The sequence below is a fragment of the Edwardsiella tarda ATCC 15947 = NBRC 105688 genome (assembly GCF_003113495.2).
Taxonomy (GTDB): domain Bacteria; phylum Pseudomonadota; class Gammaproteobacteria; order Enterobacterales; family Enterobacteriaceae; genus Edwardsiella; species Edwardsiella tarda.
Genome location: NZ_CP084506.1, coordinates 18767 through 43316 on the forward strand (window position 1 = coordinate 18767; position 24550 = coordinate 43316).

27 protein-coding genes and 1 pseudogene are annotated in these 24550 nt (G+C 56.4%); 12 read left to right on the forward strand and 16 right to left on the reverse strand.

Annotated features, from left to right (window positions below; all coding sequences use genetic code 11):
* Positions 1 to 135: 135 nt before the first annotated feature.
* On the reverse strand, positions 136 to 1539 hold the full coding sequence (locus tag DCL27_RS00100) for a nucleobase:cation symporter-2 family protein (protein ID WP_005295654.1): 1404 nt from the start codon (positions 1537 to 1539) through the stop codon (positions 136 to 138).
* Between the two features lie 233 nt (positions 1540 to 1772).
* On the opposite strand from DCL27_RS00100, the gene gltS reads away from it, so the two are divergent.
* Positions 1773 to 2987: a sodium/glutamate symporter gene (gene gltS, locus DCL27_RS00105; protein WP_005291042.1), complete on the forward strand. Its 1215-nt coding sequence runs from the start codon at positions 1773 to 1775 to the stop codon at positions 2985 to 2987.
* Between the two features lie 14 nt (positions 2988 to 3001).
* On the opposite strand, the gene recG is transcribed toward gltS, so the two are convergent.
* The 9 genes and pseudogenes from recG to gpmM form a co-directional block, all read right to left on the reverse strand.
* Positions 3002 to 5083, reverse strand: a complete 2082-nt coding sequence (gene recG, locus DCL27_RS00110; protein WP_035596268.1) for an ATP-dependent DNA helicase RecG — start codon at positions 5081 to 5083, stop codon at positions 3002 to 3004.
* Between the two features lies 1 nt (position 5084).
* A complete protein-coding gene (trmH, locus tag DCL27_RS00115) occupies positions 5085 to 5777 on the reverse strand; it encodes a tRNA (guanosine(18)-2'-O)-methyltransferase TrmH (RefSeq protein ID WP_228594455.1) in 693 nt (230 codons plus the stop codon).
* Positions 5778 to 5782: 5 nt separating this feature from the next.
* On the reverse strand, positions 5783 to 7876 hold the full coding sequence (gene spoT / locus DCL27_RS00120; RefSeq protein ID WP_005291033.1) for a bifunctional GTP diphosphokinase/guanosine-3',5'-bis pyrophosphate 3'-pyrophosphohydrolase: 2094 nt from the start codon (positions 7874 to 7876) through the stop codon (positions 5783 to 5785).
* Positions 7877 to 7895: 19 nt separating this feature from the next.
* The gene (gene rpoZ, locus DCL27_RS00125; protein ID WP_005291030.1) at positions 7896 to 8171 is read right to left on the reverse strand and encodes a DNA-directed RNA polymerase subunit omega; all 276 of its coding nucleotides are present in this window, start codon (positions 8169 to 8171) and stop codon (positions 7896 to 7898) included.
* A 54-nt stretch (positions 8172 to 8225) separates the two neighbouring features.
* The gene (gmk, locus tag DCL27_RS00130) at positions 8226 to 8849 is read right to left on the reverse strand and encodes a guanylate kinase (RefSeq protein WP_005291023.1); all 624 of its coding nucleotides are present in this window, start codon (positions 8847 to 8849) and stop codon (positions 8226 to 8228) included.
* Between the two features lie 120 nt (positions 8850 to 8969).
* The gene (locus DCL27_RS00135) at positions 8970 to 9590 is read right to left on the reverse strand and encodes a trimeric intracellular cation channel family protein (protein WP_005291020.1); all 621 of its coding nucleotides are present in this window, start codon (positions 9588 to 9590) and stop codon (positions 8970 to 8972) included.
* Between the two features lie 213 nt (positions 9591 to 9803).
* Complete coding sequence (locus DCL27_RS00140) at positions 9804 to 10736, reverse strand: divergent polysaccharide deacetylase family protein (protein WP_035596264.1); 933 nt, start codon at positions 10734 to 10736, stop codon at positions 9804 to 9806.
* Between the two features lie 38 nt (positions 10737 to 10774).
* Positions 10775 to 12127, reverse strand: a complete 1353-nt coding sequence (envC, locus tag DCL27_RS00145; RefSeq protein ID WP_005291012.1) for a murein hydrolase activator EnvC — start codon at positions 12125 to 12127, stop codon at positions 10775 to 10777.
* Between the two features lie 9 nt (positions 12128 to 12136).
* Positions 12137 to 13680: pseudogene (gene gpmM, locus DCL27_RS00150) on the reverse strand (2,3-bisphosphoglycerate-independent phosphoglycerate mutase).
* Positions 13681 to 14058: 378 nt separating this feature from the next.
* On the opposite strand from gpmM, the gene DCL27_RS00155 reads away from it, so the two are divergent.
* From DCL27_RS00155 to cysE, 5 genes are all read left to right on the forward strand, one after another.
* The gene (locus DCL27_RS00155; protein WP_035595513.1) at positions 14059 to 14490 is read left to right on the forward strand and encodes a rhodanese-like domain-containing protein; all 432 of its coding nucleotides are present in this window, start codon (positions 14059 to 14061) and stop codon (positions 14488 to 14490) included.
* Between the two features lie 24 nt (positions 14491 to 14514).
* Entirely contained in the window at positions 14515 to 14763 is a 249-nt protein-coding gene (grxC, locus tag DCL27_RS00160) for a glutaredoxin 3 (protein WP_035596257.1), read from the forward strand.
* Positions 14764 to 14818: 55 nt separating this feature from the next.
* Positions 14819 to 15280, forward strand: a complete 462-nt coding sequence (gene secB, locus DCL27_RS00165; protein WP_005290999.1) for a protein-export chaperone SecB — start codon at positions 14819 to 14821, stop codon at positions 15278 to 15280.
* On the forward strand, positions 15280 to 16296 hold the full coding sequence (gene gpsA, locus DCL27_RS00170) for an NAD(P)H-dependent glycerol-3-phosphate dehydrogenase (RefSeq protein ID WP_005290996.1): 1017 nt from the start codon (positions 15280 to 15282) through the stop codon (positions 16294 to 16296). Before secB ends, gpsA begins: the two co-directional genes overlap by 1 nt.
* 291 nt (positions 16297 to 16587) lie before the next feature.
* On the forward strand, positions 16588 to 17409 hold the full coding sequence (gene cysE, locus DCL27_RS00175; RefSeq protein WP_005290993.1) for a serine O-acetyltransferase: 822 nt from the start codon (positions 16588 to 16590) through the stop codon (positions 17407 to 17409).
* Positions 17410 to 17466: 57 nt separating this feature from the next.
* Here the strand turns inward: cysE and trmL are convergent, their stop codons facing one another.
* Genes trmL through cpxR form a run of 3 tightly spaced genes read right to left on the reverse strand, consistent with a single transcriptional unit; the run spans position 17467 to position 20066 of the window.
* Complete coding sequence (gene trmL / locus DCL27_RS00180; RefSeq protein ID WP_005290991.1) at positions 17467 to 17940, reverse strand: tRNA (uridine(34)/cytosine(34)/5-carboxymethylaminomethyluridine(34)-2'-O)-methyltransferase TrmL; 474 nt, start codon at positions 17938 to 17940, stop codon at positions 17467 to 17469.
* Between the two features lie 42 nt (positions 17941 to 17982).
* Positions 17983 to 19371, reverse strand: a complete 1389-nt coding sequence (gene cpxA / locus DCL27_RS00185; protein WP_005290989.1) for an envelope stress sensor histidine kinase CpxA — start codon at positions 19369 to 19371, stop codon at positions 17983 to 17985.
* On the reverse strand, positions 19368 to 20066 hold the full coding sequence (gene cpxR / locus DCL27_RS00190; RefSeq protein WP_005290987.1) for an envelope stress response regulator transcription factor CpxR: 699 nt from the start codon (positions 20064 to 20066) through the stop codon (positions 19368 to 19370). The genes cpxA and cpxR overlap by 4 nt, the downstream gene beginning before the upstream one ends.
* A gap of 150 nt (positions 20067 to 20216) precedes the next feature.
* On the opposite strand from cpxR, the gene cpxP reads away from it, so the two are divergent.
* A complete protein-coding gene (cpxP, locus tag DCL27_RS00195) occupies positions 20217 to 20696 on the forward strand; it encodes a cell-envelope stress modulator CpxP (RefSeq protein WP_005290984.1) in 480 nt (159 codons plus the stop codon).
* A gap of 191 nt (positions 20697 to 20887) precedes the next feature.
* On the opposite strand, the gene DCL27_RS00200 is transcribed toward cpxP, so the two are convergent.
* Positions 20888 to 21868 (reverse strand): phage integrase, encoded by a 981-nt coding sequence (locus tag DCL27_RS00200; protein WP_035597353.1) that lies wholly within the window; start codon positions 21866 to 21868, stop codon positions 20888 to 20890.
* A gap of 69 nt (positions 21869 to 21937) precedes the next feature.
* Positions 21938 to 22258 (reverse strand): helix-turn-helix domain-containing protein, encoded by a 321-nt coding sequence (locus DCL27_RS00205; protein ID WP_035597350.1) that lies wholly within the window; start codon positions 22256 to 22258, stop codon positions 21938 to 21940.
* 112 nt (positions 22259 to 22370) lie between these two features.
* On the opposite strand from DCL27_RS00205, the gene DCL27_RS00210 reads away from it, so the two are divergent.
* Positions 22371 to 22607: a hypothetical protein gene (locus DCL27_RS00210; RefSeq protein WP_035597347.1), complete on the forward strand. Its 237-nt coding sequence runs from the start codon at positions 22371 to 22373 to the stop codon at positions 22605 to 22607.
* 14 nt (positions 22608 to 22621) lie between these two features.
* Here DCL27_RS00210 and DCL27_RS00215 read toward each other — a convergent pair whose 3' ends face one another.
* Positions 22622 to 23107 (reverse strand): hypothetical protein, encoded by a 486-nt coding sequence (locus DCL27_RS00215; RefSeq protein ID WP_146196429.1) that lies wholly within the window; start codon positions 23105 to 23107, stop codon positions 22622 to 22624.
* Between DCL27_RS00215 and DCL27_RS00220 the strand changes: the two genes are divergently transcribed.
* The 4 genes from DCL27_RS00220 to DCL27_RS00235 all read left to right on the forward strand — a co-directional run bounded on the left by DCL27_RS00220 (position 23108) and on the right by DCL27_RS00235 (position 24479).
* Entirely contained in the window at positions 23108 to 23377 is a 270-nt protein-coding gene (locus DCL27_RS00220) for a hypothetical protein (RefSeq protein WP_035597376.1), read from the forward strand.
* Between the two features lie 109 nt (positions 23378 to 23486).
* Complete coding sequence (locus DCL27_RS00225; RefSeq protein WP_000130011.1) at positions 23487 to 23768, forward strand: Cox family DNA-binding protein; 282 nt, start codon at positions 23487 to 23489, stop codon at positions 23766 to 23768.
* Positions 23769 to 23881: 113 nt separating this feature from the next.
* Entirely contained in the window at positions 23882 to 24148 is a 267-nt protein-coding gene (locus DCL27_RS00230; RefSeq protein WP_035597343.1) for a hypothetical protein, read from the forward strand.
* Between the two features lie 157 nt (positions 24149 to 24305).
* Positions 24306 to 24479 (forward strand): hypothetical protein, encoded by a 174-nt coding sequence (locus tag DCL27_RS00235; RefSeq protein ID WP_161598455.1) that lies wholly within the window; start codon positions 24306 to 24308, stop codon positions 24477 to 24479.
* The last annotated feature ends 71 nt before the right edge of the window (positions 24480 to 24550 follow it).

Genomic DNA, 24550 nt, shown 5'->3' on the forward strand with positions numbered 1-24550 from the left:
GCGAATCCAGACGAGGCCGCGGAGGCGGAAGAGGTGGCGGGATATCTTCTAGTTTATGCCGTAATTGCGCTGGAGGCTCAAGAGGGAGCGTTCCGAAAGGAGAGGGCGGGCCAGGGCAGCCCACCGAGAATGCGATTAGCGGGCTGTTTCCTGTGGGAAGATCAGGTTCAGTACGATGGCGGTGATGCCGCCAGCCGCGATACCGGAGGCCAGCAGTGTCTTCAGCCATTGTGGTGCGAACTGCAGGATTTCCGGCTGCTGGGATACCCCGAGTCCAACGGCCAGTGACAGGGCCATGATCATGATGGCGCGGCGGTTGAGCGGTTCACGCGAGACGATACGTACGCCTGAGGCGGCGATGGTGCCGAACATGACGATGGTCGCACCACCGAGTACCGGCTCGGGAATGTGTTGGACAAAGCCGGCCACCGCCGGGAATAGCCCCAGCAGGATTAACATCAGCGCTACCACAAAGCCCACCTTACGGCTGGCGACACCCGTCAACTGGATCACGCCATTATTTTGGCCGAAGCAGGAGTTGGGGAAGGTGTTGAAGACGGCGGAGAGCATCGAATTGAGACCATTCGCCAGTACCCCGCCTTTCAGTCGCTTCATATACAGCGGCCCGGACACCGGCTGCTCCGAGACATCCGAGGTGGCCGTGATGTCGCCAATGGTTTCCAGCGAGGTCACCATAAACACCAGCATCAGTGGGATCAACAGGTTCCAGTCGATGCCCAGGCCATAATATAGCGGCGTCGGCACGGTAAGCAGTGGGGCAGTGTTTGGCTCGGCTGCCGATGAGGGCAACATGTCTAGCGCCCAGGCTAGGGCGTAGCCGACGGTCATGGCGATCACCAATGAGGCGACGCGTAGATAGGGGTTACGCTGGCGATTGAGCAGGATGATCACCAGCAGTACCGCCCCGGCCAGCAACAGATTACGCGGCGCACCGAAGCTGTGATCGTTCATCGCGGCGTAACCGCCGCCGATGGAGATGAGACCGACTTGAATCAGCGACAGGCCGATGATCATCACCACGATGCCGGAGACCAGTGGCGTGATGATGCGGCGAGCCAGATGCAGGAAGCGGGACAGGATGATCTCGGTACAGGAGGCCAGCATTAGGGTACCAAACAGCGTCGCCATCATGGTCGGAATATCCGCGCCACCCGTTTTCAAGGCCATACCCCCCATGATCAAGGGGGTGACAAAGTTAAAGCTGGTGCCTTGAATCGACAATAACCCCGAACCGACCGGGCCCCAGGTCTTGATTTGTAGCAGCGAGGCTAATCCCGAGGCGAAGAGCGACATGCTGATAATGTGCTGCGTATCCTGGGCCGGTAGGCCGAGTGCCTGGCAGATCAGTAGTGCGGGGGTGATCACGGCGACAAACATCGCCAGCAGATGCTGGCAGGCGGCAAACAGGGTTTGCGCCAATGGCGGACGATCATCCAGGCGATAAATCAGTTCGCTGGTCGTGGCCGGAGCTGTGTGTGACGGGCATGCAGGGTTGAGCTCTGTGGTATGTGTGGTCATGAGTACGGCATCCAGGATCGACAATGGGCGCATTTTAATGATCTAGCGCACAAAAGCAAACGTTTGCGCGTGGGTGGGGGCTCTTTTTTTCGCGCTTTTGCGTACATCAGTTTTTTTCTCTAAAAACTTGCTGCACCATAACCTTTGCCTTTACATTGGTGGATTCCAAAACTGTACTAAGAAGGTGTGTTTATATAACTTTCTGAAATATAAAAACTATATGGAGTACCTGAATGTATCATATGGACATTTACGGCACGTTGGTTGCCGCGACGCTGGTGTTATTGCTGGGGCGTCAGATGGTGCAAAAAATACCATTACTCACCAAATACACTATCCCCGAACCGGTGGCCGGCGGTCTGCTGGTCGCCTTGGCCCTGCTCGTTTTGAAGAAGAGTGTCGGATTCGAAATCGACTTTGATATGTCGCTGAAGGATCCATTGATGTTGGCCTTCTTCGCTACGATCGGTTTGAACGCTAACCTGGCGAGCCTACGGGCGGGTGGCAAAGCCCTCAGCATCTTCCTGTTTGTCGTGGTTGGTTTGCTGATCGTGCAGAATGCGATCGGTATCAGCATGGCGAAGCTGTTAGGGCTGGATCCGTTGATGGGGTTACTGGCCGGCTCGATCACTCTCTCTGGCGGTCACGGCACCGGAGCGGCCTGGAGTAAGCTATTTATTGAACGCTACGGCTTCCAGAATGCCACCGAAGTCGCGATGGCTTGCGCCACCTTCGGCCTGGTGCTCGGGGGGTTGATCGGTGGCCCGGTAGCGCGTTATCTGGTTCAGCGCTCCTCGACCCCGGATGGGGCTCCGGATGACAACGCCGTACCCAGCGCCTTTGAGAAGCCGCAGAGTGGGCGAATGATCACCTCACTGGTGCTGATTGAGACCCTGGCCCTGATCGTCATCTGCCTGACGGTTGGTCAGTTGATTGCCGGTTGGCTGCGTGGCTCTGCACTGGAGCTGCCAACCTTCGTTTGCGTGCTGTTCGTCGGGGTGATCCTGAGTAATACCCTGTCTAAGATCGGTTTTTATCAAGTCTTCGAACGCGCCGTTTCGGTACTGGGTAACGTCAGCCTCTCTCTGTTCCTGGCGATGGCGCTGATGAGCCTCAAGCTGTGGGAGTTGGCTTCACTGGCGTTGCCGATGTTGGCCATCTTGGCCGTACAGACGTTGGTGATGGCGTTGTATGCCATCTTCGTCACCTATCGGGTGATGGGCAAGAATTACGATGCGGCGGTATTGGCGGCGGGGCACTGTGGTTTTGGCCTGGGGGCAACCCCAACGGCTATTGCCAACATGCAGGCGATCACCGAGCGCTTTGGCCCTTCTCACCTGGCCTTCTTGGTGGTACCGATGGTGGGGGCTTTCTTTATCGATATCGCCAACGCCATCATCATCAAGCTGTATTTGATGCTGCCATTGTTCGCTCAGGTGCTTGGCTAAGCCGAGGCGGGCGATTAGGCGTTAGAGTAGCGATCGCCCGCCGGTAGCCAGCGTTCGATCAGTGCCTGCGCATGTTGTGGGTAGGCGCTGTGTAGATGGCGCGCGATGCGTTGCACCTCGGGGATCAGCGCCTGGTCGCGCAGCAGATCGGCGACGCGGAATTCGGCGTTGCCGGTCTGGCGGGTGCCCAAGAGCTCGCCGGGTCCCCGGATCTCGAGATCGCGTTGGGCGATCACGAAGCCATCATTGCTGTCACGTAGTACCTGGAGCCGTTGCTGCGCCGTCTGGCTCAGCGGCGCCTTGTATAGTAAGACGCAATGGGAGGCGACTGCGCCGCGTCCGACGCGTCCACGCAGTTGGTGAAGCTGGGCTAGCCCCAAACGCTCGGGGTTCTCGATGATCATCAGGCTGGCGTTAGGTACGTCGACGCCGACCTCGATCACCGTGGTGGCAACCAGTAGATCGATCTCTCCCGCTTTGAATCGTGCCATTACCTGTTGTTTGTCTGCCGCTTTCATCCGCCCATGCACCAGGGCGATGCGCAGCTCAGGTAACTGTTGGCTTAGGGCCTCAGCGGTTGCCTCTGCCGCCTGCGCCTCCAATACCTCCGACTCTTCGATCAGGGTACATACCCAGTAGGCCTGGCGCTTCTCCGTCAGGCAGGCATGACGCACGCGCTCCAGGATCTGTTCTCGCCGAGTGTCGGCGATGGCGACGGTGGTGACCGGCGTCCGTCCTGGCGGTAACTCGTCGATCACCGAGGTATCTAAATCGGCGTAGGCGGTCATCGCCAGTGTGCGTGGGATCGGAGTAGCGGTCATGATCAATTGATGGGGGTGAAAGCCCTGCGCCTGGCCCTTCTCCCATAATGCGAGACGTTGATGCACACCGAAGCGGTGCTGTTCGTCGATGATCACCAGCGCGAGATCGGCGAATTGCACCTGCTCTTGAAACAGAGCATGGGTACCGACAACCATGTCTACCTCGCCGGCGGCGATAGCGGCCATTTGCGTCTGGCGCGCCTTACCTTTCTGCTTGCCAGCCAGCCAACCCACGCGTAGCCCCAGCGGCTCGAACCAGTGACGAAAGTTAGCGGCGTGTTGCTCGGCCAACAGCTCGGTGGGGGCCATGAGTGCCACTTGATGGCCATTGGCGATGGCGCGTAGCGCCGCCAGAGCAGCGACCAGCGTCTTACCGCAGCCGACGTCGCCCTGTACCAGGCGCATCATGGGCACGCTCTTGGCCATATCGGTCTCGATATCGGCCAACACACGCCATTGTGCGGCTGTCGGCGTGAACGGCAGTGCCGCCAGTAGGCGTTGCTTGAGGTTATCGTTGGCGCCGAGTGCGAGGGCATGCTGGCGTTGATTACCCGCGCGTACCGCCAGCATACTGAGGTGGTGCGCCAATAACTCCTCCAGGATCAACCGTCGCTGTGCTGGATGGCGGCCCTGGGCGAGATCCTCCAGACGGATATCGGCTGGTGGGCGGTGAAGGGTATGTAACGCCTCGGGTAGGCTGATCAGCCCCTGCCCTAGGGATTCGGGCAGCAGCTCGGGGATCGGCGTGATGTCGAGCAGCGCCAATGCCTGATCGCTCAGCTTGCGCAGTGTCGCCTGGCGTACGCCTTCGGTCGTGGGGTAGACCGGTGTCAGGGCGGCTTGCAACTCGATGGGGGCATCGTCGCCTTGGATACGGTATTCGGGGTGGATGATTTCACCACCATGGTGACCGCGCTTGATCTCACCGTAGGCCAGTACCCGCTTGCCGGGAGCCAGGCTATTTTTCATCGCGGCACTGAAGTTGAAGAAGCGTAGGGTCAGCAGACCGCTGCCATCGCTGATCTGACTGGTCAGCATGCGGCGGCGACCAAAGGCGACGTCGGTACGTAGCACCTCCCCCTCTATCGTGACCACTTGGCCCGGCTGGAGTTCGCCGATGCGGTAGAGGCGCGTACGGTCCTCATAGCGCAACGGGAGATGTAGCAGTAGATCCTGTATGGTGACCAGCCCGAGTTTGGCCAGCTTACCCGCCTGACTGGCACCTACGCCGGAGAGCGAGGTCAGCGGGACGGCGTCGAGCAGGCGGCCCTGCATGTTAGCTCCTGGCAGCCTGCATAGCGTCCCACCAAGCCTGCGGGGCCTCAATCTGCCCGTCGTCGCCGATGTGGGGACGCGTCAACCCTTTACGGCGCGCGACGCTGGCCAGAACGGGGTAGCCACCTTCCCATAATAGGCGTTGTTGCTCCTCGTCGCTCAGACGCGGTTGATGGTGTTGGTACATGCCAGCCTGCTGGCGTTGGCGCTGTGCCTCATACAGGATGAGGGCGCTCGCTACGGAGACGTTGAGCGACTGCACCATGCCGACCATCGGAATGATGATATCGCGATCGGCCAGTTGCAGCGCCTCGGCGCTGATACCGCGCTTCTCTTGCCCCATCAGGATACAGGTAGGGCGCGTGTAGTCGATCTCGCGGAAGTCGACCGCCGTTGCCGACAGGTTGGTCGCCAGGATCTGCATCCCCTGGCCTTTGAGTTCGCTGACGGCAGAGGCGATGTCGCGATGGGTTTTGACACTGACCCAACTGTTGCTGCCGGCGGCGGTGGAGACCAGGGTACGCATACTCTTACCCGGCCACACGGCGTGGAGCTGATGAACGCCGACGGCGTCAGCGGTACGGATCACGGCGGAGACGTTATGCGGTTTGTGCACCTGCTCCATGCAGACGGTCAGATCGGGCTGACGTGCCGCCATCATCTGACAGATCCGGGCATAGCGTTGTGGGGTCATGGCGATTAGTTTCTGTTTCGGGTGACTTTAATCACATCCGGCATGATGCGGATTTTGCGCATGATATTGGCCAGATGCACGCGATCACGAGTAGTCAGGCGAATATACACCGAGTAGACGCGGCCGTCTTTCTCTTCGGTGTTCATACTCTGAATATTGGAGGCCGTGGCATTGATCGCCGCCGTCAGGTTGGCCAGCGCCCCCTGATGGTTGAACATGTCGACCTTAATCTCGGCAATAAATTCCTGATCGATCGCCTTGTCCCACTCTACCGGCATAAATTTCTCCGGCTCCTTCTGGTAGCCGCGAATATTACGACAGGATTCGTGGTGGATCACCAACCCCTTGCCAGGGCTGACGTGGGCGACGATCGGGTCGCCGGGGATCGGGCGGCAGCACTTGGCGAAGGTGAGCAACACCCCATCGGCGCCTTTGATCGGCAGGTTGCGCCCGCCTGGTGGGGTATCCTGCTCGCCGAGCAGATTGCGTGCTACCACGACACTCATGGCGTTACCCAGGCCGATCTCCGCCAGCAGATCGTCCAACGATTGGAGCTTCATCCGATCCAATTCACGCTGGATATTCTGTGGTGGAATAGTCGCCAGTTTACGTCCATTGCCCAGTGCATGGGTCAGCAGACGGCGCCCCAGGCTGACGGAGTCGTCGCGCTTGAGGTTTTTCAGCATCTGGCGGATTTTGGCCCGCGCCTTGGAGCTGACCACGAAGTTCAGCCAGGCGGCGTTGGGACGCGCGCCCGGTGCGGTGATGATCTCGATGGTCTGGCCGCTGTTTAGGGCTTGAGAGAGTGGATAGGGTTGGCGATCGACGCGCGCGCCGACACAGGCGTGGCCGATATCGGTATGGACCGCATAGGCGAAGTCGACCGGTGTCGCCCCGGCGGGGAGCTCGACGATGCGCCCTTCCGGGGTAAAAACATAGATTTCGTCGGGGAAGAGATCCGATTTCACGCTCTCGATAAATTCGAAGGAGCTACCGGCGCTCTGTTGTAGCTCCAGCAGACTCTGCATCCAACGCTGGGCGCGAATTTGGGCGGTGGTGCTCGACTCGCCCTCTTTGTAGGCCCAGTGTGCGGCAACCCCCATCTCGGCCATTTGATCCATGTCTTCGGTACGGATCTGTACCTCGACCGGAACACCGTGCGGCCCGATCAGAGAGGTATGCAGCGATTGATAGCCGTTGGCCTTGGGGATGGCGATGTAGTCTTTCACCCGACCAGGACGGGGCTTGTACAGGCTATGCACCTGCCCGAGCACCCGATAGCAGGTATCCACATCCTTGACGATCACGCGGAAGGCGTAGATATCCATGATGGAGTGAAAACGCTGCTCTTTGAGATGCATCTTGCGATAGATAGAGTAGAGGTGTTTCTCACGCCCGTTGACCTGGCAGACGATCCCTGCCTCACTCAGCCGCCCGTCGATCTCCGCCAGGATTTTCTGGATCATCTCCTTGCGGTTGCCCCGCGCCGCTTTGACCACCTCTTTGATCACGCGAAAGCGATTGGGGTACAGGGCCTCAAAGCCCAGCTCCTCTAATTCCGTTTTCAGATGATGGATGCCCAGGCGATGGGCTAGCGGGCTATAGATCTCTAGGGTTTCGCGTGCGATGCGGCGTCGTTTGTCCGGGCGCAGCGACCCGAGGGTGCGCATATTGTGGGTACGGTCGGCCAGCTTGATCAGAATGACGCGGATGTCTTGCACCATCGCCATGATCATCTTGCGGAAGTTCTCCGCTTGGGCCTCTTTCTTATCGCGGAATTTCAGTTTATCGAGCTTGGATACCCCTTCCACCAGTTCGGCGACACTCTTGCCGAACAGCTGTTCCATGTCTTGGTAGGTGGCGGGGGTATCTTCGATGACGTCGTGTAACAGGGCGGCCATCAGCGTCTCGTAGTCGAGACGCATTTCAGCCAGGATGCAGGCCACTGCGACCGGGTGGGTAATGTAGGGCTCACCACTGGAGCGTGTCTGCCCCTCGTGCGCATCGCGCGCGACCAGATAGGCCTGCTTCAGGCGTTTGATCTGCTCTTCTGGCAGGTATTTTTGAATCAGAAGATTCAGGCTTTCAAACAGATACAAAGGCTGCCCTTGAGGTTAATTAACGACGACCTTCCGCAATGGCGGTGACGGCTTGCAGCTCGGCGGCTTCCTGCTCCTGCTGCTCCTGACGCTCACGCACGTCCAGGATCTGGTTGTTGATCAGACCTTCTTCGATCTCGCGCAGGGCGATAACGGTGGTCTTATCGTTCTCTTCCGGAACCAGCGGCTCTTTGCCGCCCGTCTGCATCTGGCGCGCGCGACGAGCAGCGACCAACACCAGGTCAAAACGGTTACCAATTTTCTCTACAGCGTCTTGAACAGTTACGCGTGCCATAAATGTGCTACTCCACAGGTGAAGAAATGACTGGGCATGATACTGAAACTAGGCTCAGTCTGCCAATAATTTGCTGATTAAAGCATCATGACGCAACTGCTGACGCTCGCGGCGCAGGCGTTCGGCGCGAATGATGGTGCGCAGATCCTGGAGCGCGACGTCGAAGTCGTCGTTGATGATGAGATAGTCGTACTCGCTATAGTGCGACATTTCGCTAACGGCTTTAGCCATACGTCCGGCGATGACCTCATCGCTGTCCTGACCGCGCCCATGTAGGCGGCGAGCCAGTTCCTCGCGTGACGGCGGCAGGATGAAGATACTGCGGGCCTGCGGCATCTTATTGCGCACCTGGCGGGCGCCCTGCCAGTCGATATCGAGGAAAACATCGATGCCTTGCGCCAGGACCTTTTCTATCGCCTGACGCGAGGTGCCATAGTAGTTGCCGAAGACTTCCGCGTGCTCCAGGAAATCGTCGCGAGCGATCATCGCCTGGAACTCGTCCACAGAGACAAAGTAGTAATGCTCACCGTGCTGTTCGCCCGGACGGCTGGCGCGCGTGGTGTGCGAAACGGAAACCCGGGAGTCATAGGCTGGCTGCGTCTTCAGCAGGGCCTGGATCAGGCTGGATTTGCCAGCGCCGCTCGGCGCGGAAACGATATAGAGCGTACCTTGTACCATGTGTGTGTCTTGTCAGCGTGTAAAAGAGCGAAATATAGCAAGATATCCGCTCATTATACACGGCTATGGTGACGGTTGCAGCGCTCTCGTTGCTTGGGTATGGCGATTTCGCCGTACGAACTATTCGCGCTCTGGTTGCTTATAGTCGAATACGGGCAGGCTCAGGTGGAAGCGTAACGCCAGTAGACGTGCGCTAAAGCCGACCACCAGGGTGATGATCACCGTGAGATCCTGCGGCACTTGCAGATAGAGCAGACCCAGGTAGAGCCAGGCGGCGGCGAAAGAGATACCGGCATACAGTTCCTTCTGAAACACGAGGGGGATCTGGTTGCAGAATAGGTCACGTAACACGCCGCCGAATACCCCGGTGATCACGGCGGCGATTACCGCGATGATCGGGCCATGTCCCATCTCTAAGGCGACCTGGGCGCCGATGATGGAGAAGACCATCAGTCCGACGGCGTCTAATAGCAGGAACAAACGGCGTAGGTGTGACATCAGTGGCGCTACCCAAGTGGTCAGTACGGCGGCGCAGGCGACGATCACGATGTTTTCCGGATGCTTGACCCAGCTCAGCGGGTAATGGCCTAACAACATATCACGTACCGAGCCGCCCCCGATGGCCGTCGCCGAGGCGATGATGATCACGCCGAAGGTATCCATCTGGCGGCGTCCCGCCGCTAATGCGCCGGTCATCGCCTCGGCAGTAATACCAATAATATAGAGAATGCTCAGTAACATAATGACTCTGCTCGTCCGTACAGCCAGGGAAACGGGAGAAAGTAGGCAGAATAGTGAGCCGAGACATTCTGTGCGACTGAGTTTTTCTAAGGGTTTTTAATTTCAATTAGTTTTAGTAATGCTAATCAGCTTGATTGCTGGTGTTTCCAGCCATTTTCACCTTACTTACGGATTAGATTTTATATTGAAATATATCCCTTTTGCCCCCGTTTCTCACGCCAGCCAAAAGGTCCAGCGAGCCTGAAGCCACTTCAGTGGCGTCGCGTGAGTGACGCTTTGTGCGATCACCTGCCAGGCACGATCGGCGTAGATCGGTGTGGCCGTTGATGTCAGGTGACACTGGCGGATCCCGCTGAAGCGAGGTGGGCGCGGTTTGGCCGGTGGTGTCGTTTGCGGTGCGTTGATGCTAGCCGCAACCCCCGACTCGTTGAGTAGTGCGCTGGGTTTGACCAGTACGATATCTGCCGGCAGGTTAGGCAGCATTTGCTGTAGGACGCGTACCGTGGTGGGGTGTGGGTGACCTATCGCGATGGCCGATCCGTTGCGTCGTGCCAGTTGTATCGCACGATTGAGTTGCGCCCGGATGGCGCTTTCGTTCTGCGCGTCGTCGAGGAAGACCTTACGCTTGATCACCTTTACGCCAGTACCCTGGGCGGCGTTGCTCACCTGGCTGTGCGCGATGGTGACGCTATCGAGGAAATAAAGGAAGTGGTATTGCTCCAACGCGCGCATCACCTTCTGCATGCCGGCCAGGTTGGAGGTCATGGCGCTACCCATATGGTTATTCATGCCGACGGCATAGGGGACGTTATCGACCGCCTGGCGGATGATGCGTTGGATCTCCGCCTCGCTCATGGTGGGTTGTAGCGTGTTGCGCTCTAAGGGCTGTTTACTGAGTGGTGCCATGGGCAGGTGGATCAGGATTTCACGTCCTTGGGCATGGGCGCGCAGCGCCATCTCGCGGGCGTGAGGGGCATTGGGTAGCACGGCGATGGTGATGGGTAACGGCAGCGCCAATACCTGTTTTTCTTCATGCGGACGGTAGCCGAAATCATCGATGACGATGGCGAGTTTACCGGCCTGCGCCGGTGCGGCCAACGCGCTGCACAGCAGCGCGAGTGAAGTCAGTCGGATCAGTGAGCGCAAGGCCTATTCCTTCTCTGCTATAGGCGTATTGGCGGGCGTTAACGCCCTAACCATGGCCGCGGGTTAACCGCCTGCCCCTGGCGGCGGATCTCAAAGTAAAGGGCCGACTGCCCCTGCCCGCCGCTATCGCCGACCAGCGCAATCGGCTGCCCGGCCTTGACCTGTGCACCGACGTTAACCAGCGCACTCTGATTGTAGCCGTATAGGCTCATGTCGCCTTTGCCATGCTCGATTACCACGACCAGGCCATAACCCTGTAACCAATCGGCCAACAGTACACGGCCATCGGCGATGGCGTGGACCTCACTGCCCTCTGGGGCGGCGATAACCATTCCCTTCCAACGCAGCTCGCCCTGTAGCGGCTCGCCGAAGCCATGGATGACGCGGCCTCGTACTGGCCAGATAGCCTGGCCGGCCGGCCGTCCCAGACCGCCGGTACGCGCCAATAGCGCGCGCTCACTCTCGCTGGGTTTATAGGTCGTGCCCTTCTTCTTGGCTTGGGCCTCTTTGGCTTTCATCTCGGCACGTACACGTGCGGCCTCACGCGCCTCACGCTCGGCGCGTGCGCGTGCTTCGCGTTCGGCACGTGCGATCTTGTCGCGTAGGCGAGCCTCGTTCTGGCGCAATTCGTCCAGCTGTTGCTGATCCTTGGCTAGCGAACTCTCCAGCGCGCTCAGCGTCTTCTGGCGGCTGGCACGCGCCTGCTGCAACAGTTGCTGCGCCTCCTGCTGGGTGGTCAATACCGCTTTCTGCTTGATCTTGGCGCTTTCCAGCTCACGCTTCTGCTGGCTGAGATCGGTGCGAGTCTCTTGCAGGGCGGCGATATTCTGCTGGCGGGCGGTGTTGAGGTAGCCAAAGTAGGCGAGTAGGCGTTCGCTGCGCTGACTTTCTTCACCGTTGAGCAATACCTGCATACCGGTGTGCTTGCCGAGGCGGAACGCGATGTCGAGCTGCCGTGCCAAGAGCTCGCTCTGACCGTTCTCTTTGCTTTGTAGCTTACGGATGGAGGCATTGAGCGCGGTGATGCGCTGATCCAGCTTGCTAAGCTCGGCCTGGGTATCGTGCAAGGCACGACCTGCCTGGGCTATCTGCTTTTCTTGGGCTTTGAGTTGATCTTGCAAGGCGGCGCGTTGTTGCTGCTGCTGTTTGACACTCTTCTCTTTGGCCGCGATATCTTGCTGGATAGATTGCAGTTGCTGCTTGTTGCTGTCCGCCGCTAAAGCTGCGGTGGGGAACAGTGTGCTGCCGGCGAAGAGGACGCCGGCACAGACCATGGACAGGCGCGAGAGACGACAACGCACCTGCGCCGCCAGTGTGGTGGCGCAGGTGTCATTCCCGGCAGACGGCACGACGTCCAGGCGAGTTATGCAAAACAGATCGTTTCCCCTCATGGGGATCGATTATTTCACGATGAACAGCGGCTTGCCAGTCATCTCTGCCGGGACATCCATGCCCATCAGGGTCAGCATCGTCGGCGCGATATCAGACAGCTTGCCCCCTTCGACCGCTTCAGCCTGTTTACCGATATAGATCAACGGGACAGGTAGGTTCGTGTGGGCGGTGTACGGCTGGCCGCTTTGCGGGTCACGCATCAGTTCGGCGTTGCCGTGGTCGGCCGTGATTAACAGCTGGCCCTCGGCCTTCTGTACCGCTTCGACAACCTGACCGATGCAGGCATCCAGCGCTTCTACGGCCTTCACCGCGGCATCGTAGACACCGGTATGGCCGACCATGTCGCCGTTCGGATAGTTACAGATAATGGTGTCGTACTGACCGCTACCGATAGCGGCAACCAGTTTCTCGGTCAGCTCGGCGGAGCTCATCTCCGGCTGTAGATCGTAGGTTGCCACTTTCGGGGAGTTGATCAGAATGCGAGATTCGCCTTCGAAGGGCGTCTCGACACCACCGTTATAGAAGAAGGTGACGTGCGCGTATTTTTCGGTTTCGGAGATACGCAGCTGGGTCTTGTTGTGCTTCATCAACCACTCGCCCAGCGTGTTGGTCAGTGAGGCAGGCGGGTAAGCGCACTCGCTCTGAATGTCGGCGGCGTACTCGGTCAGCATGACGAAGCTGCCCAGCTGTACGGTCTTGTGACGGGCAAAGCCATCGAAGTCGGCATTCACGAAGGCACGGGTGATTTCGCGCGCACGGTCGGCACGGAAGTTCATGAAAATCAGTGCATCACCGTCTTGCATCGCGGCATCGGCTTGGCCAGCGGCGCGGATTACGGTCGGCTTGACGAACTCATCATTTTCGCCACGAGCGTAGGCGGCCTGCAGGCCATCGATGGCGTTATCGGCCTGGAACTCACCCTTGGCTTCGCTCAGCAGGTCATAGGCCAGTTCGACGCGATCCCAACGGTTGTCGCGGTCCATGGCGTAGTAACGCCCGACCAGCGAGGCGATGCGACCCTTACCCAGGACGGCAAAGCGATCGGTGAATCGTTTCAGTGTTGATTCCGCACTACGCGGCGGGGTATCGCGACCGTCGAGGAAGGCGTGCAGATAGATCGCCTCGGCGCCACGCTGTGCGGCCAGCTCGACCATCGCCATGATGTGATCTTCGTGGCTGTGTACGCCGCCCGGAGACATCAGGCCCATGATATGTACTGCTTTACCTGCGGCGACGGCATTATCAACGGCGCGCGTCAGCACCGCATTGTTGAAGAAATCACCTTCTTTGATCTCTTTGTCTAAGCGAGTCAGGTCTGGTACACGATACGACCAGCCCCGAGGTTGACGTGACCAACTTCGGAGTTACCCATCTGGCCATCCGGCAGACCGACATCGAGGCCGGAGGCTGAGATCAGCGTATGCGGATATTCGGCCCACAGACGGTTCATCACCGGACGCTTAGCATTCAGGATCGCGTTATCCTGCTGATCTTCACGGTAACCGTAGCCGTCAAGGATCACCAGAACCATCGGTTTTTTGGCGTTCGACATTACAACAACCTCATATGTTGATAAGTTCAAGAGTGAATAGCCGTGCACACACGGTGCAATTGCCCCTGCGGTGCCGATGAAGGTGAGGCGCCACAGGCGATGGTGAGACTCGCCCCAATATACACGGCTATTCCGTCGTGAATTAGCGTAATTTTACTACAATCCGTTGCCGCTTGGCTGTAGAAAAATCAAGAGAGCCCCTTTTGTGTCCTATCACGCCGCGAGGAGGGCAAGCGGTGAGGGGGAAATTTTCGCGCCAGGCCGCAGTTTCAGCGCCCGGCGCGTGCTAATCGGCTGTATTTGGAGCGAGGCGAAGGTATACTCTGTTCCCTTGATTTAGCCCTTTAACCGATTCGGGAGTAGTAACCCCCCATGCAAATGCAAGAGATTATGCAATTCGTCACGGCCCACCCTGTGCTGAGCGTGGCGTGGATTGTGCTGTTTGTTGCGGTTGTCGTCATGACGATAAAAAGCCGTTTCTCTAAGGTGAAAGATATCAGTCGCGGCCAGGCGACCCAACTGATCAACAAAGAGGACGCCGTCGTCGTCGATACCCGGACGCGTGACGAGTACCGCAAGGGGCACATCGCCAACTCCGTAAACCTGACGCCGAGCGAACTGAAGAGTGGCAGCTTTGGTGAGTTGGAGAAGCATAAGGCGCAGCCGGTGATCGTCGTGTGCGCCAATGGCATGACCTCTCGTCAATCCGGGGAGCATCTGGTTAACGCGGGTTTCGCCCAGGTATTTTCTCTGAAAGATGGTATTGCTGGCTGGCAGGGCGATAATTTGCCGTTAGCCCGCGGAAAATAAGCTGATATTGACTGAGGAGTCATCATGGCCAAGATTGAGATTTATACCAAAGCGACCTGTCCGTTCTGCTTACGCGCCAAGGCGCTGTTGACGGCTAAAGGGGCTGGGTTTGATGAAATCGCCATCGACGCGCATCCCGAGAAGCGTGAAGAGATGATTGCGCGCAGTGGCCGCACCACCGTGCCGCAGATCTTTATCGACGGGCGCCACATCGGCGGCTGTGATGACCTGCACGCATTAGATGCCCGGGGTGAGCTTGACCCACTGCTGTAACTGGCGTCGATGTTTAATCGGGATTAACCCATTAGTTAAAGATTAGGAAGCAACCATGTCTGAACAAAACAACACCGAAATGTCTTTCCAGATCCAGCGTATCTATACCAAAGACATCTCCTTTGAAGCGCCGAACGCACCGGCGATCTTCCAGAAAGAGTGGCAGCCGGAGGTAAAACTGGATCTGGACACGGCGTCCAGCCAACTGGCCGAAGGCGTCTTCGAAGTCGTTCTGCGCGTCACGGTGACGGCTTCCATGGGCGAAGAGACGGCATTCCTGTGTGAAGTTCAGCAGGCGGGTATCTTTACCATCTCGGGTATCGAAGGAACTCAGATGGCGCACTGCCTGGGCGCTTACTGCCCGAACATCCTGTTCCCGTATGCGCGTGAGTGCATCACCAACCTGGTCGCACGTGGCACCTTCCCGCAATTGAACTTGGCGCCGGTGAACTTTGACGCTCTGTTCATGAACTATCTGCAGCAGCAGGCCGGCGAAGAGCCGACTCAGGAAGCGTAATGACGACGCCCGCCGCTTCCATGGTGGTCATCGGTGCCGGCTCCTATGGCACCGCGTTGGCCATTACCTTAGCCCGTAACGGGCATCCGGTGGTGTTGTGGGGTCACGATCCGGCGCACATCGCGGCGCTGGAGGCGGCACGCTGCAACCAGGCCTTCTTACCGGATGTGCGTTTCCCCGACAGCTTGGCGTTAGAGACCGATCTGGCACAGGCATTGGCCGCGAGCCGTGATGTATTGGTGGTGGTACCGAGCCATGTCTTTGGCGATGTGTTGCGTCAGCTTCGTCCTCATCTGCGTCCGGATGCACGTCTGGTTTGGGCGACGAAGGGGTTGGAGGCGGAGACCGGGCGTTTGTTGCAAGACGTGGCTCGCGAAGCGTTAGGGCCGGATATCCCGTTAGCGGTGATCTCCGGGCCTACCTTTGCCAAGGAGTTGGCCGCCGGGATGCCGACGGCGATTGCCGTCGCCTCGCAAGATATGGCCTTCGCTGAGGATTTACAGCACCTGTTGCATTGCGGTAAGAGCTTTCGCGTCTACCTGAATCCCGATTTTATCGGGGTGCAACTGGGGGGGGCGGTGAAGAACGTCATCGCCATCGGTGCCGGGATGTCGGATGGTATCGGCTTTGGTGCCAATGCGCGTACCGCGCTGATTACGCGTGGTCTGGTCGAGATGAGTCGGCTGGGCGTTGCGCTCGGCGCCGATCCTGCCACCTTCATGGGGATGGCCGGGCTGGGTGACTTGGTATTGACCTGTACCGACAATCAGTCGCGTAACCGCCGCTTCGGTATCATGCTGGGGCAGGGGATGGGCGTCGAGGAGGCGCAGGCGCAGATCGGCCAGGTGGTCGAGGGGTATCGCAATACCAAAGAGGTGATGTCGCTGGCACAGCGCCATGGCGTCGAGATGCCGATCACCGAGCAGATCTACCAAGTGTTGTACTGTCATAAGAACGTCCGTGAGGCCGCCCTCTCGTTGTTAGGGCGCGCCAGTAAGGACGAAAACGCCCGCTGAGCGCCGTTTAGGTATCCGCCGTATCGGCGGATACCGCATCCTTTCATCCTAGGGGTGTGAATCAGGTCGGGATTATCGCTATCCTCTTCTTGACCGCGCGCGCCCCTGTCTGATTAATTAATAACGTAATTCATTATCCGATCCTCTCCATTTCCCTCTCCTGTGAGTGTCTGGCGTCGGCGGTCGCTGCCATGTGGCCGCATGCGTTCCATTACCTGGAGGACGGGGGATAGCACGAGGATCGCTTTGTAAGGCCGGGGTGTCGCCGGCAACGAGGAGGGGAGCATAAACATGTCGACAGAAGAATTGGCGCTCATCTGGCATAACATCAAGATGGAGGCGCGCGGGCTGGCGGAGTGTGAGCCGATGTTAGCCAGCTTTTTCCATGCCACGTTACTGAAGCATGAGAATCTGTCTGGCGCGTTGAGCTACATCCTGGCGAATAAGCTGGCCGATCCGATCATGCCGGCGATCGCCATTCGAGAGGTGGCGGAGGAGGCTTATCGTGCCGATCCTTGCATGGTGGACTATGCCGCGCGCGATATCCTGGCGGTGCGGCAACGCGACCCGGCTGTCGATAAATACTCCACCCCCTTGTTATACCTGAAGGGGTTCCATGCGCTACAGGCGTATCGTATCGGTCATTGGTTATGGCGCCAGGAGCGACGAGCCTTGGCCATTTATTTACAGAATCAAATCTCTGTGGCGTTCGGCGTGGATATTCACCCGGCGGCCCGTATCGGCTGTGGCATCATGCTGGATCATGCCACTGGTATCGTCATCGGTGAGACGGCGGTGGTGGAGAACGATGTGTCGATCTTGCAGTCGGTTACCCTGGGGGGGACGGGCAAGGAGTGTGGCGATCGCCATCCTAAGATCCGTGAGGGGGTGATGATCGGTGCCGGCGCTAAGATCTTAGGTAATATCGAGGTAGGCCGTGGTGCCAAGATCGGTGCGGGTTCGGTCGTGTTGCATGCGGTGCCGGAGCACACGACGGTGGCTGGTGTGCCAGCGCGCATTGTCGGTCGACCGGAGAGTGACAAGCCCTCGATGGATATGGATCAGCGCTTCAATGGTAATAGCCACGGCTTCGAGGATGGCAGCGGTATTTAAGCGTGTCTTAGGCGCGCCGGATCGGATAGCGAGGGCGGTCAGTGACCGCCCTTGGCATTACTCGCGCAGTAGGGCACCGGCATAGCCAAGTTGACGCCAAGCCTCGTAGACCACGACGGAGACGGCATTAGACAGGTTCATGCTGCGGCTGCTGGCCAGCATGGGAATACGGATCTTTTGCTGCGCCGGCAGGTTGTCCAAGATCGTGGCGGGCAATCCACGTGTTTCCGGACCGAACAAGAGATAATCGCCAGCCTGGTAGCTGACCGCGCTGTGAGCGGGAGTACCCTTGGTTGTCAGGGCAAACAGGCGTTGTGGACATTCGCTGGCGAGAAAGGTCGCATAGTCGTGATGGCGGCGGATGTCGGCGAACTCATGGTAATCCAGGCCGGCGCGGCGCAGTCGCTTGTCGTCCCAGGTGAAGCCCAGCGGCTCGATCAGGTGGAGATGGAAGCCCGTGTTGGCACATAGGCGGATGATATTACCGGTATTGGGTGGAATTTCAGGTTCGAAGAGTACGATGTTCAGCATTGGCGCCCCCAGAGTTCAGGGGGCGCAGTATAACGCAGAGTGTTAGGCTTTGCCCACGCCGCTACGACTGGAGAGGGGTAGCCAGAGCGTCAGACGTAGCCCACCTAATGGACTATCTTCGGCCCGAACCCAGCCGTGATGCTGCTCGACCACGGTAGAGACAATGGCCAGTCCCAGCCCGGTACCACCGGATTCGCGATCACGCGCCTCATCGGTACGGTAGAAGGGGCGGAAGATTTGCTCACGATCCTGTGGGGCAACGCCGGGGCCATCGTCATCCACATGGATAGTGATCCCTTGTTTGTCACAGCTGAAATGGATCACGATGTGGCTATTGGAGTAGCGCAGCGCGTTACGCACGATATTCTCGAATGCGCTATCCAGTGCCGCATGGCTGCCAAACAATGGCCATGGGCCGGGAGGCGTTGGTACCTCCAGTTTTTTACCGCGTTGCTCTGCTTCGAAGCGGGCATTGTCTAGAACATCGGACCATAGTTCATCGGCACGCAATGGTTCGCGATCCAATTCGGTCTTGTGCTGGTTGCGCGATAGGGCTAACAGATCGTTGATCATGCTATCTAAACGCTGAGCCTCGGTCTCGATGCGCGCCAGCTCGCTGTATTCACCATGGCGTCGCCGCATCAGGGCGGTGGCCAATTGCAGGCGGGTCAGCGGCGTGCGCAGCTCGTGCGAGATGTCGGAGATCAGGCGCTGTTGGGCCTTAACCATTCCTTCAAGTGCACTCACCATCTGGTTGAAGCTGACGCCGGTCGCCAAGAACTCCTGGGGCCCAGACTCCAGTTCAGGATGCTGGCGCAGATTGCCGCTGGCAACTTCATCGGCCGCCATCTTCAGCTTGCGGGCTGGGCTCGCCAGACTCCAGGCTAACCACAGCAACAGCGGCGAACTGATCAGCATAGTGACCAGCAATAGCAGTAACGGACGGTCGAAGAGCAGATTGACGAAGTCAGATTGCGGGCTATTGGCCGGGCGTAGCAGATATAGCTGGTAGTTATCCTCGCCATCACGGATGGGGAAGGGGCCGAGGATCTCGACACGACCATATTTTTTCTTCTTCGGATGATCGGCGTTATCGGATTGGCCGATGAAGTTACGCACGATCTGCATCTCGTTGCGTTGGGCTCCGATCACACGCCCCTCGCTGGTCACCAGCAGCAGGCGTTGGCCCGGCGGTGACCATTTATCGATAGCGCGGAATAGTCGACGCCACCACAGTAGGTCGTTGGGAGGATCGACGGCCAATTCGGCTTCGACATGCTGCTCCAGCATGATGCCCTGGCGCCGTTCACTGTCCAGCAGGCTGGTGATCTGGCGCGAGTCGAGCTTGGGGAGCATCAGCACCACCATCAACACCAGGGCCAGCGTCAGCCAGAAAATGGCAAAAATACGCGCCGTTAGGCTATTGATCATGAAACGGATACCATCAGATAGCCGCGTCCGCGCAGCGTTTTAAACCATGGCTGACCGTCCTGGCGCTCCGGAAGTTTGCGGCGAAGGTTAGAGATATGCATGTCGATGGCGCGATCGAAGGGCGTTAGCCGCTTACCTAAAACTTCTTGGCTGAGATGTTCGCGCGAGACGACCTGCCCCAAATGCTGCGCTAACAGGTATAGCAGGGTGAACTCGGTACCGGTGAGCTCCAGTGGCTGGCCATCGAAACTGGCTTCTTGGCGCCCAGGATTCAGTTGTAAGCGGTCGACCTGAAGGATCGGTGCTCCATTATCGCCGTTTTGCTGCTGTTCGTTCCAGCTGGAGCGGCGCAGGATAGCGCGGATACGTGCTACTAACTCCCTATCGTTGAACGGCTTAGGAAGATAGTCGTCGGCGCCTAATTCCAATCCGAGGACACGGTCAAGTTCACTGCCGCGGGCGGTGAGCATAATGACCGGGGTCTGATGATGTTGACGCAACTCTTTTAAGGTATCGATACCGTTTTTCTTCGGCATCATGACATCCAGCAGTAGTAAGTCGATGCTGGCGTCCAGCATGGCTAAGGCCTGCTCACCATCGTGAGCGACGATAACTTCAAATCCTTCAAGATCAAGCAGTTCCTGAAGAAGCGACGTCAGTTCGCGATCGTCATCAACCAGTAAAATCTTATTCATTGGGTGTTACCTCCTGACGCAAAATACGATATCAAATGCCGCTAATCCATGACTTTACTTAGTTTTACATCCCCTGACGCATGTTTTCAGCTGCGCGGGTAGACTGCACTACATCGAATCAATGAGCGAGCCGGTACATAGGAGTGAGAGATGCAAAAGACTGCAACCCTGACCATGGCCGCTTTGCTTACGCTGACCAGCGTCGCTGTCTCTGCCAATGAGGGTGAGCAGATTAGCCGTTGGCATCAGGGCAGCGACATGATGCAACAGAGTATGGACCATAACCATATGTTTGATGGTGTGAGTCTGACAGAGCATCAACGCCAGCAAATGCGGGATTTGATGCAGACGGCGCGCCACGGTTTTTCGAGCGTGAATCTGCATGATATCGAAGCCATGCATCGCCTGATGACCGCAGAAAAGTTTGATGCCAGCGCGGTGAGAGCGTTGGCAGAGAAGATGGCACAGGAGAGTGTTGATCGCCAGGTTGAAATGGCTCGTATCCGTAACCTGATGTTTAACCTCCTGACGCCGGAACAGAAGGCCCAGTTAAATGCACGTTATCAGCAGAGAATCGCCGGTTGGCAGCAGCAGATAGCGTACATGCAGAATACTTCTGCCCAGAAGTAGTGTACGACCGAGTAGCACCCTGTTTTTCCTTGCCATAGACACCATCCCTGTCTTCCCCCACATGATGTGGGGGTTTTTTTTATCAGGTACTTAGAAAAAATCCCTTATAAAACAATCGATCCTGCAACTGCCATAAGCAGTTACAGGAAGGGTTTAGCATTACGGGTGTAGACAAGATGTAGACAACATTGTCACGCCGTCAGCCCGCCGCCAAGTGGGTTTAACGTCACCGCGTGTTGCAGGTAATCGGGGGCGAGGTGAGCATAAACCATCGTTTGCTGAATGCTCGCATGACCCAGAATCTGCTGTAACGCGATAATATTCCCCCCGTTCATCATGAACCAGCTCGCGAACGTGTGCCGGAGCACATGCGTAGCCTGCCCGCGTGGCAAGTCTGGTTTAACCTGCCTGAGTCGTTCGCAGAAGTTTTCATAATCAACTTTGAACAATGGCCCTGTGTCACTGGTCTTGATCTCCTTCTCTAGCTCTGCAGAAATTGGAACCGTTCGCTTTTTCCCATTTTTGGTCCTAAGGAACGTCACACGCCCGTGATTAACCTGCTCACCTCGCAACGTGCTGCCTTCTCCCCAGCGCGCGCCGGTACTAAGACACAACAGCGCTACGCGGCGATCATCGCCGGTCAGAGTATCCAACAATCTGCCGATCTCTGATTTGGTGAGATAGGTCATAGCTGGCGGTGATTCTTTCAGTGGTTCCAGACCCTTGCAGGGGTTTTCCTTCCTGAACTCTTCCAACTTTATCAACGTGCTGAACATCCCGGATAAGCGGTAAATATCCCGATTGATCGTTGCTGCGCTGATACCGTCTTCCAGTCGTTGGCTTCGATGCTGTGCAATCATTCGCTTGTTCAGTCGGTTGACGGCTGGATCGCCCAGCGCTCTGATTGTTTTATTCAGGTGCCGCTTTTCAATCTCGCCATTTTCCTGAGTCTGTCCATACAGCAGCCACCAGGTATTTAACAACTCGCTTAAGGTGCGGCGATCAACGCTCGCGCCCAGCCATTCTTTTTTGTCAGCGTTGGCTAATACATAACGCTCAAAAAGGATTGCCTCTTGCTTCTTCCCAAACCGCCTGCGGATGCGTTTTCCGTTACGCCCGCGCGGCCATACGTCCACTTCATATTGACCACCTTCGAGCTTCTTAATCGACATAAGAAAGCCCTCCGGCGTTTATTTCACCATCCTGGTAACAGATAGTGAAAATGTAATGTTTATATATGGTTAACCAGTTTGTTTCTCGGAGTGGTCTGATTCCGTTGATTCTTGCCCAATGTGTGCGAGAGCCGGTGCGATTTGACCAGCTTGCGGAGCGGTCTTATCAGTCATTAGCCAGAGTGTATATTTTGCGAAACGTGAATGCTGCGTAATCTTGAGCAAGATATCGCTGCCAACTCCATCTCTTCTGCCTGTTTCGTACTGTTTTTGAGTGCTTGCCGGGATTCCTGTCAATTCAAAGAATTGAGTTCTGGATAGCCCTTCTGCATCCCTTATTGTCCGAATTTTCTCCCCGATACTGCTTGACAGGGATTCATATGACACCATATATTCCTCCACATGGGTGTCAATTGACACCATTAGGATAAGAAAGCAACTTCTTAGATAAGCAGTTACAAGCCGAAATAAGCGCCTAGCGCCAATGCGGAGATTAGCACAAATGAACGTAAGGAAAGAGCAGTGCGGACGTTGCGGATATGCCGGATCGATCAGCTATGTGGAGATCAAAACCGTCCAGCGAGAGCTGGTAACACCGCGAGAAATGATCGATATAGCAGGCGACATAGCGAGCTACGCGATTAAAAAGGCCAGTGAAAGCGGTAAAGATATCTCTGGCCGTGACATGGAAAACATCTTTGCTCTTGCCGGGTTAATGATTCCGGATGGTCTTCGCTAAGACCAGTTACTGAGTTAGTGACGGCAAGCGGAAGGGTGGGTATCGACAATACCAAAAGTGTCTCGATAACGGCGGGAAAACGACAAGACAGGTGGCATAGAACCATGTTGGTCAGTAACGGTTGCATCGGTATAGATGTCCATTACAAATGCAGAGGAGTAGCAAATCGCATGGTCTTTTGTATTGAAGGGGCCAAGTGCCGTTAAAGCCTCGCCGGTGAGGGTGCATATCTCACACATCCAGCGTTGATCGTCTTTTTGAGTGATACGTAAAAGCAGGGAATGAGGATTGTCGGGATTGGATTCGTGAGGGCATAGAAGGTTGTTATTGTCGTCAACCACCGGTATTGAAAAAAGTCCTAAATGAAAGTTCTCGAGGTTTCTAATAGCATCGATAAAGCTATCAAAGAACTGACTTTTAAACAAAATTTCGTCTCCGATATCGAGTTCCCAGCAATACGATTTTGGATTGGTTTTGTTACGAATAAGGGTGAATTTCATATGAGAGGCCTCAAGTCCGCAGATTTTTACGTTGACCGTGTATTAAAGGCGTCAGAAGCCATGCTGTATGCGTTAAATCACTATTCCTATCATGAGGCCATGGATGTGCTGGACTGGATTCGCAAAAGAATAGAGGAGGATGCGGTTATCAAGCTCTCCCAGAGGGGTGCTGTTGAGCACGACCCCAGTTTTCCTGTTCGGGTAGCGCCGAGAAGGAAATTTATCTATTCCATACCAAATAAGCCAATTGATCCAAAAATACCTCATTGAAAATGGAACGCTGTGCAGGCTTTTGTATCGCAACAATATCCTAACACAGCAACCATGCGCCGGGCATGGCTAAAAATCCCGGCATGATTTCATAAGAGGAGCTAACACTATGACAGACAAAGAGTTAGAGGGGTTCATTGAAGTGCGTCACGCTGTTGACGCGGTTCCATACCCAAAATTTGCTGAGCTGATCGGCAAGAAACCCGCCACGGTTAAAAGCATGATTGAAGACGGTAAGTTACCGATCATTCCATGGAAGAACCCGGAAAGCCTAGGCGCCCGTGCTGAGAACTGGATCTATATTCCTGAGTTCAACCGTGCGATGCGCGATGCGTATTACAACCGCCCGCGTGAGCAGCGCGATGCCTGGTTGTTGTGGATAGGGCTTTAATCTGCCTTTAGTAAGGATAATGTTAAAACTATAGCTGGATAGAATAACCAACTAGCCAGATATGAGCACGAATTCAAAAGGTAAGTATTAAACCAACCAGTACAGGAGGCTTTGTGAACACACATTTTCAACATGTCATCAATGCCATGCTGAAGAACTACAGCTTTAAGAAAGAAAACCTGAGTTCTTTGCATGGTCTCAATAACCAGGCTACCAAAGTCTGCATGGAACATCATTACGCCGATCTCCTGGCCGGTGTCGGCAAGCTGGCTGGCGCAGCGGAAGCTGCCGGGGACTATGAGAGCATGGATGAAATTAACCAGCTCTTTCACAAAATCCTCACCAACGAAATACCTGCCCCACTTAATACGGGAGCCTAATCCATGCCATGGCCCGTTTCGTCTATAAAAATAATCACCGCATTGGTATTACTCATACTTTGCACTGTGGCATTTAGCGCCTTGTGTCTGGGTATATTTTTTATGTTGCTTTGCGTGTCGAATATGTAAAGCAACAAAATAAATAAGGGGGTAGTCGATGTCTAGTAAGAAAGTTAAGCAAGAAATAAAGACAATCAAGCGCCTTATTGCAATAGCAGGGCGCCGTCTGGATGAGGGTAATTATGATGTTGTCGTAACCTTACTTCGAGAGGTTACTATCCAGGCAGGAGAGACAGCTGAAAGAATAGAGTCCTACATTCAGTCGAAATAAATCACACGCATAGAATTAACTCCACCGCACTGCGGCGGGATTCGCTCACCCCGAAGCTGGAAACGGGAGGC